Below are 6,428 nucleotides of genomic sequence, written 5' to 3' on the forward strand. Positions count from 1 at the left end.
CTGTAACAGGTCCAGATATAGATGAATTACAGCCAGCGGAATTGGAAGTGTATGTAACTGACAGGAAAGGTAATCCTGTTGAGCACGTGTTTGTTACCATAAAAGATAGAGCAACAGGAAGAATGTACTTTGAGAAAACATATATGGATACTCTCCCGGGTGGTTCAAATAAAGCTGTGGCAAGGTTTAAATTCATAGAACCAGGAACGTACGATGTATACATTGGTGGACCAGATTGGGATTATTCAACAGTTGGTTTTGTAGAAGAACAACTTTATTACACAAGAAGTGTTACACTTGGAAAAGGAGAAACCAAAAAAATAAACCAAATTTTCTCAAGCACATTCAAAATAGAAGTTCCAAAGGCCGAAAGTGGTAGCTTCACAGTTACGGTAAAGCGCATTAGCGAAAACACAACAGTAGATGTTGCATCAGGTACAGTAACGACAACTCAGGGATTTTCATACATTCTTCCAGCATCAGCCGAACCAGGAGTTTATTTAATTACACATAACGGAGGGGCAAACGTTAAAGCAACAATAACAGTGAATGGTAAAAGCATTGAGGTTCGATCTTTAGATGCAAGTTCTGTAATACCTGGTATGTTTGCCTTTGGTAAGTATTCGGAAATAGCTGGCACAGACTTTTTCTTTTGGAGAATTTTCTAAATAGATTTCTGTTTCTAAAGGTCTTGGGGTAATCCCCCAAGACCTTTTATAATTTTTTTTACAAGAATGAGGAGGTAAGAATATGATAGACAAAATCAAAAATTCTGAAAATTTCGAAGAATTCTTTCAAGAACTCAATGATGAGAAACAAAAAGAAATTTTCTGTAAATGTTACTATGAGTTTTTAAAAAGTTTATCTGAGAAAAATTTGAATTACATGACCAAAACAGCTATAATAATTGAAATAATAAGTTCCCTTGCGAAGATGTTTTATTTTCCTACTGATTCAAAGCAAATTAAGGATATAGAATTGTCGGAAGAAATAGCTTCTTTTTTGAAACTCGAACCAAGACAAATTGATGGTTACATAAGAAAATTGAAATATCAGACTTTGTCCTCGGAAAAAGAAATAGAAGAGTACGTTGGAAAAAATCTTTTTCACAATGCCGCTTATGAAATTTTGCAAGATAAAAGGAAAATAAGATACTTTGTATCAGACGATTATACAAGAGAACAAATTGAAAGGTTTCTCAAAAAAAATAATCAAATATACGATTTTAGCTTTAATAGGAGCATCTTGGAATTTGGAGAAGAATCACTAAAATTAGTTTTGCAAAAATTTTTATGCAAGGAAGATGCGGAGGAAATGTTGGGAAAAGTTCAGAAGGATATAAGAAAATTGGATCGACTGGAACTTGCAAATAACATTTTAAGTTTTATATTTGACAAAGATTTTGAACCGGCGCTCCGAGTTGGTCAATCATTTATAAATATGTTGAAAAGATCTTTCGAAAAATCAAAAGATGTATCCAAAAACTAAAATGACAAACCAAAACATCGCGTTTCATGAGTTTTTTCAAACGTTCAGATAACACCAAGAAATAAAAATACAACACCAATTCAACGCTTATTCAACACTTTTCAAATAAATTTGGTAAAATTTTTTAAATTTGCTAGTTATCAAAAAGTTAAAGTTGTAAGGTTTACCTTCACAATAAATTTAAAAACGCGAAAAGCTGACAAAAACCAGGTGCATGATAAACAGAGTCTAATCGTTTTTATACAAATATAAGAAAAATAAGCTCAGTTTATTAAGTAAAAGTAAAAAACTTTTATGTCTAATTTTTCAAATCCGTACTTTAAAATAGGGGAGGCGGTTACTTTGGGTAGAAAAGTTTTGTATTTGCTTTTGGTTTTCGTTTCAACTCTACTACTTGCACTCGAAGTTCCAACAGTTAATTACAAGTATTACAAACTTTCTAACGGTTTGCAGGTGTATGTGTTTGAGGATCGTACGATACCACTTGTGAAATTTGAGATCTGGTACAAAGTAGGATCTATAGATGAGTTAGAGGGTAGAACTGGAGCAGCCCACTTACTTGAGCATGTGATGTTCAACGGTACGGAAGCTCTGAAAAAGGGGAAATTGGATGAACTTATCACCTCAGTAGGTGGTGAAAATAACGCAGGTACGTACTACGACTATACAGTTTATTATGAAGTTGTCCCATCGGCAAAATTGGAACTTGCCATTGCAATTGAAGCGGATAGAATGAGGAATTTGAAAATTGATCCAGAAGATTTCTACAGAGAACTGGATGTTGTAAAGCAAGAACGTAGGCAGTCAACGGAAAATAACTATATTCAGTCTGGTTGGGAAGAGCTACAAGCAAAAGCATTTGAGAAAACCCCCCTTGGACATTTTATTATCGGTTGGATGAATGATTTAAGTAATATGACACATGAATACATAAGAAGTTTTTATGAGATGTTCTACGCGCCAAACAATGCGATAATAGCCATCTCGGGTGATGTTAATCCAGACGAAGCTGTAAAGCTTGTTGAAAAATATTTTGGTGATTATAAACCAATGGAAATCAAAAGACCTGAATATAGAACAACGAAGTTTGAAGGTGAGAAGGTTATTAGACTGCCACGACTTACTAAGCTTGCACTGATGCTACAAATGTACAACATACCACGCGGGGATCATCCAGATATCGCAGCTATAAACGCACTTCTTGATATATGGCTTAACAGTGAAAGTTCACGAGTGAATAACGAACTTTACTATAACAAAGGATTGATACTCGGTTGTGGAGGTTTTACTAACGATTTGAGAATACCATCTTATGCACTTGTATATGCCTTCGGATACAGGGAAGCAGATCTGGATTTGATCAAACAAGAAATGGACAAAGAACTTGAAAAGATAGTCAAAGAAGGTGTCAGCGAGGAAGAGTTGACGAAAGTTAAAAAAACACTTTTGAAAAATATAATGTTTCGTTTAAAGGATATAAAAGAATTTTCCGAAGAAGTGATTTTGGGAGCTTTAAGATACGATGATCCTTTGTTCTACAAGAAACAAATAGAGAATATAGCTAAATTGACAAGTGCAGATATACAAAGGGTAGCAAGAGAATATTTCTTACCAAAAAATAGATATGTAGGCTACATAGTACCTAACAGATAAGATTGGGGGGTATAAAGATGAAGTATTTGAAAATTTCGATACTTTTCTTAGTTGTAATATCCATACTTGCTTTCTCGATAAAATTCACGCCGGAACTTTTCGATCAGCTTGCCGGAACAAAAAACAAAGTCCCAGTGATTCCCATACCCCAGTATGAAAGAATACAACTTCCAAACGGTATGGTATTGTATGTAGCAGAAGATCACAAACTACCAATTGTCGAGATAAAAGGCTATGTGAAGTACGGTATGCTCAATGAAACCAAGGAAAATGCAGGTATATCTTCTTTCATGTTATCACTTATGAACTCTTCTACGAAAAACAGAGATGAATTGACACTTGCAAAAGAAAAAGAACTGAATAGTGTTTCCATATCAATGTCCGCAAAAAACGATTACTATGAAATAATAGCCTCTTGTCTTTCCGAAGATCTTGAGGATTTATTGAACATATTATCTGACGAACTAGCTAATCCAGAATTCTCAGGCGAAAATTTTGAAAGAATCAGAGGAGAGTTTATACAAGCTTTAAACCAAGCAAAGACCCAAGAAAAGGGGCTTGCCAATAGATACTTTTACACTGCATTGTACGGTGAGAACCATCCTTATTCTTTCTCAGCAAATTACGAATTACAGCTGAGAAATTTCAATCTTTTTACCCCACTACTTGTGGAGAAATTTTATAATAATTCTATTTCACCAAATAGAATAGTTCTCTCAATAGCTGGTGATTTTGATAAGACAAAAGTCAAAAACTTAATTAATAAGTACTTCTCCAGCTGGAAACCAACAACAACCGAAGAGCTAAACTTTAAAGCTAACAAATACACACCTCCTTACGGAAAGATTTTTGTTGTTGATAGACCCTCCTCAACACAAGCTTACCTTATAATGGGATATGAATTTTTTGATGCTAAGTTTCCTGAAAGAATAGAATTTTTGATGGCTAACAGGGTTTACGGTAGTGGAGCTTTCAACTGCAGGTTAATGGACACACTGAGAACAAAGAAAGGATATGTATATGGTGTTAATGCTACAATGCAAAACTACGAAGTTGGGGGAGAATATTACGTTACAACATCCGTGAAATACGAAGCCGTAAGTGATACAATCAACACTATCATTTCGGAGATGAAAGATATAAAAACAGGTCAAAGACCCATAACAGAGCAAGAGTTGTTTGAAGTTGTAAATTTGTATAATGCTCAGTTCCCAGATGCTTATAAAGATACAATCTCAATATTAGACAGTGTGGCGTTCAATGTTGAAGTTAGAAAAAGAAGCTCAAATTATGTAAATGAATTTATTCAAAGATACAACTCTCTCAAGGCAGATAAAGCCAATGAGGTATTTAAACAATACACGTATCCTGAAAAATTCTTTGTTGTTTTAGTTGGTGTAAAAGAAAAGATTGTTGAAAACCTTAAACAAAATGGATTCACAAATTTTGAAGTTATCGAGGTTAAATAGGATAATGTTTTAAAAATAACAAGCAAGGTAAGTAAATCACCTTGCTTGTTATTTTTAATATCCACCTAACAGTTGTACAGTATATAAAAAATCTCTGTCCATAAATTGCGAAGAAATTAACACCCCACTATAAGGGTCGTATTCGTTTATAGCCACTACTCTGTTTTCGAAAATTGTTGCCACTACTATCCCACCATTCTGTCCATATCCTGCTGTTCTCATTTCGAATCCTATATCAGGTATACTTATGATCTTCGCGATCTTTAATAGTTCTGGATTAATGTAATGTGGTCCAAGGTACTCATTTCCTATGACATTTAGTACATTCGAAATTCTCCCTGTATGAGACATCCTAATGTGTATAACACTACCTTCTACATTTGTCGGTGTAATTTGAACTTGGGACCACGGAACAGTTACACCGTATGCTCCATATACTACCGAGTAATACAAACTTTGCTTTGCAGCAGGTGGCAAGCTTAACTTAGGCAATCTAATTTGATATATACCAACTAAAGTAAGATTAGCTGCATCAGCTCCCTGTAAAGATTGCCTTGTATGTGTAGCTTTCCTTATTATACCTTCCTCTGTTAATTCGTAAGATGAAACAGTAACTTCAGATTGACCTTTCCGAGTTATTGCAAAATAATAAATTCCTTTTTCTGTCTGACCACCTTCGACATAAACACCGTATTGCGCATAAATGTCACGTTCACTTAAAGCTTGCTGCACAACACTTAATGGCATGTAGAGGAATTCTGTTGGAACATTCAACAAAGTTTGCGAAGTTTTGTAGGAAAAAAGTCCTCTGACAGGATCCCTATCATAATCAAATCTAATACCGTATACCTTCTTTTCAACAATATTAGTCACAAGGTAAACCCTATACCCAACTCCGGAAGCACTTAAATTCTCAGCACCATATCCTGTTCTTACACCAGCTTGAAGCTGATAAACGATACAGACTCCTTCTTTTATCCACCCAGGTAACTCTGCCCAAAGTGCCTGTTGATTAGCAAAAGTTGGTAAATCTTGAGCAGCTAATGTTGTTAATAATGATAAAAAAATTAAGAAGATGCTTGTTACTAGGATGCTAAAATACTTACTTCTCAAAATAAACATTTTAACTCATCTCCCAAATCAGAATAATTATTCTTTAGAAATTACTCTATTACGTTTAGACAATCTTTACTCTCTTGGCGTTCGTACTATATAGGGTATCAATTATGGGATACTAACTCGTTCGACTGTGATATAATTTATATTGCGTTCCAAAAAAACACTAACACTTCTGTGCTAAAAAAAGGAGAGCTGATGAGTCGTGATAAATTAGTAGACATCTGTTGAAAAACAAAATTCAGGATACTGAGCTTTATAGAAAACAATAAGAGGTGGTAGGATGAAAGAACTACCGATAGGAATAAGTGAGTATAAAGATTTGATAAATGGGAATTTTGTGTATGTAGATAAAACGAAGTATATATATGATATGGTAAAAAAGCCAAAAGGATATTATTTTTTATCTCGTCCGAGGAGATTTGGGAAGAGTTTACTTGTGAGCGTACTTGAGTATTTGTTTAAAGGAGAGAAAGAATTATTTGTTGATACATGGATATATGACAAATGGAACTGGGAAAGCTTTCCTGTGGTTAGATTGGATATGAATTCAGTAACAACTGATGAAATTACAAATTTTAGACAATCTTTATCTGAAAGAATTATGGAAATAGCGAATGAATATAATATAAATTTGGAAAGTCAACATGAGGCAGACATGCTTTATGAATTGGTAATCAAGTTATCAAAGGAAACTAACAA

The 6,428-nt window shown here is 34.3% G+C and carries 6 protein-coding genes; 5 read left to right on the top strand and 1 reads right to left on the bottom strand.

Going from position 1 to position 6,428, the window contains the following annotated elements:
* The 4 genes from N2Z58_09315 to N2Z58_09330 form a co-directional block, all read left to right on the top strand.
* On the top strand, positions 1-668 hold a 668-nt coding region (locus tag N2Z58_09315; protein MCX7654856.1), incomplete at its 5' end, for a hypothetical protein.
* Between the two features lie 82 nt (positions 669-750).
* On the top strand, positions 751-1,488 hold the full coding sequence (locus N2Z58_09320) for a hypothetical protein (protein MCX7654857.1): 738 nt from the start codon (positions 751-753) through the stop codon (positions 1,486-1,488).
* Positions 1,489-1,830: 342 nt separating this feature from the next.
* The gene (locus N2Z58_09325; protein ID MCX7654858.1) at positions 1,831-3,141 is read left to right on the top strand and encodes an insulinase family protein; all 1,311 of its coding nucleotides are present in this window, start codon (positions 1,831-1,833) and stop codon (positions 3,139-3,141) included.
* 17 nt (positions 3,142-3,158) lie between these two features.
* Entirely contained in the window at positions 3,159-4,610 is a 1,452-nt protein-coding gene (locus N2Z58_09330) for an insulinase family protein (protein MCX7654859.1), read from the top strand.
* Positions 4,611-4,664: 54 nt separating this feature from the next.
* On the opposite strand, the gene N2Z58_09335 is transcribed toward N2Z58_09330, so the two are convergent.
* Positions 4,665-5,732 (bottom strand): hypothetical protein, encoded by a 1,068-nt coding sequence (locus N2Z58_09335; protein MCX7654860.1) that lies wholly within the window; start codon positions 5,730-5,732, stop codon positions 4,665-4,667.
* Between the two features lie 277 nt (positions 5,733-6,009).
* Here N2Z58_09335 and N2Z58_09340 point away from each other — a divergent pair.
* The coding region (locus tag N2Z58_09340; GenBank protein MCX7654861.1) for an AAA family ATPase at positions 6,010-6,428 on the top strand (419 nt) is incomplete at its 3' end.

Source organism: Fervidobacterium sp. (assembly GCA_026419195.1).
GTDB lineage: Bacteria > Thermotogota > Thermotogae > Thermotogales > Fervidobacteriaceae > Fervidobacterium.

Bases quoted from the DNA above. Each gene is read 5' to 3' on its own strand.
- N2Z58_09330 (MCX7654859.1), top strand. From the start codon at position 3,159: ATGAAGTATTTGAAAATTTCGATACTTTTCTTAGTTGTAATATCCATA.
- N2Z58_09335 (MCX7654860.1), bottom strand. From the start codon at position 5,732: ATGTTTATTTTGAGAAGTAAGTATTTTAGCATCCTAGTAACAAGCATC.
- N2Z58_09320 (MCX7654857.1), top strand. From the start codon at position 751: ATGATAGACAAAATCAAAAATTCTGAAAATTTCGAAGAATTCTTTCAA.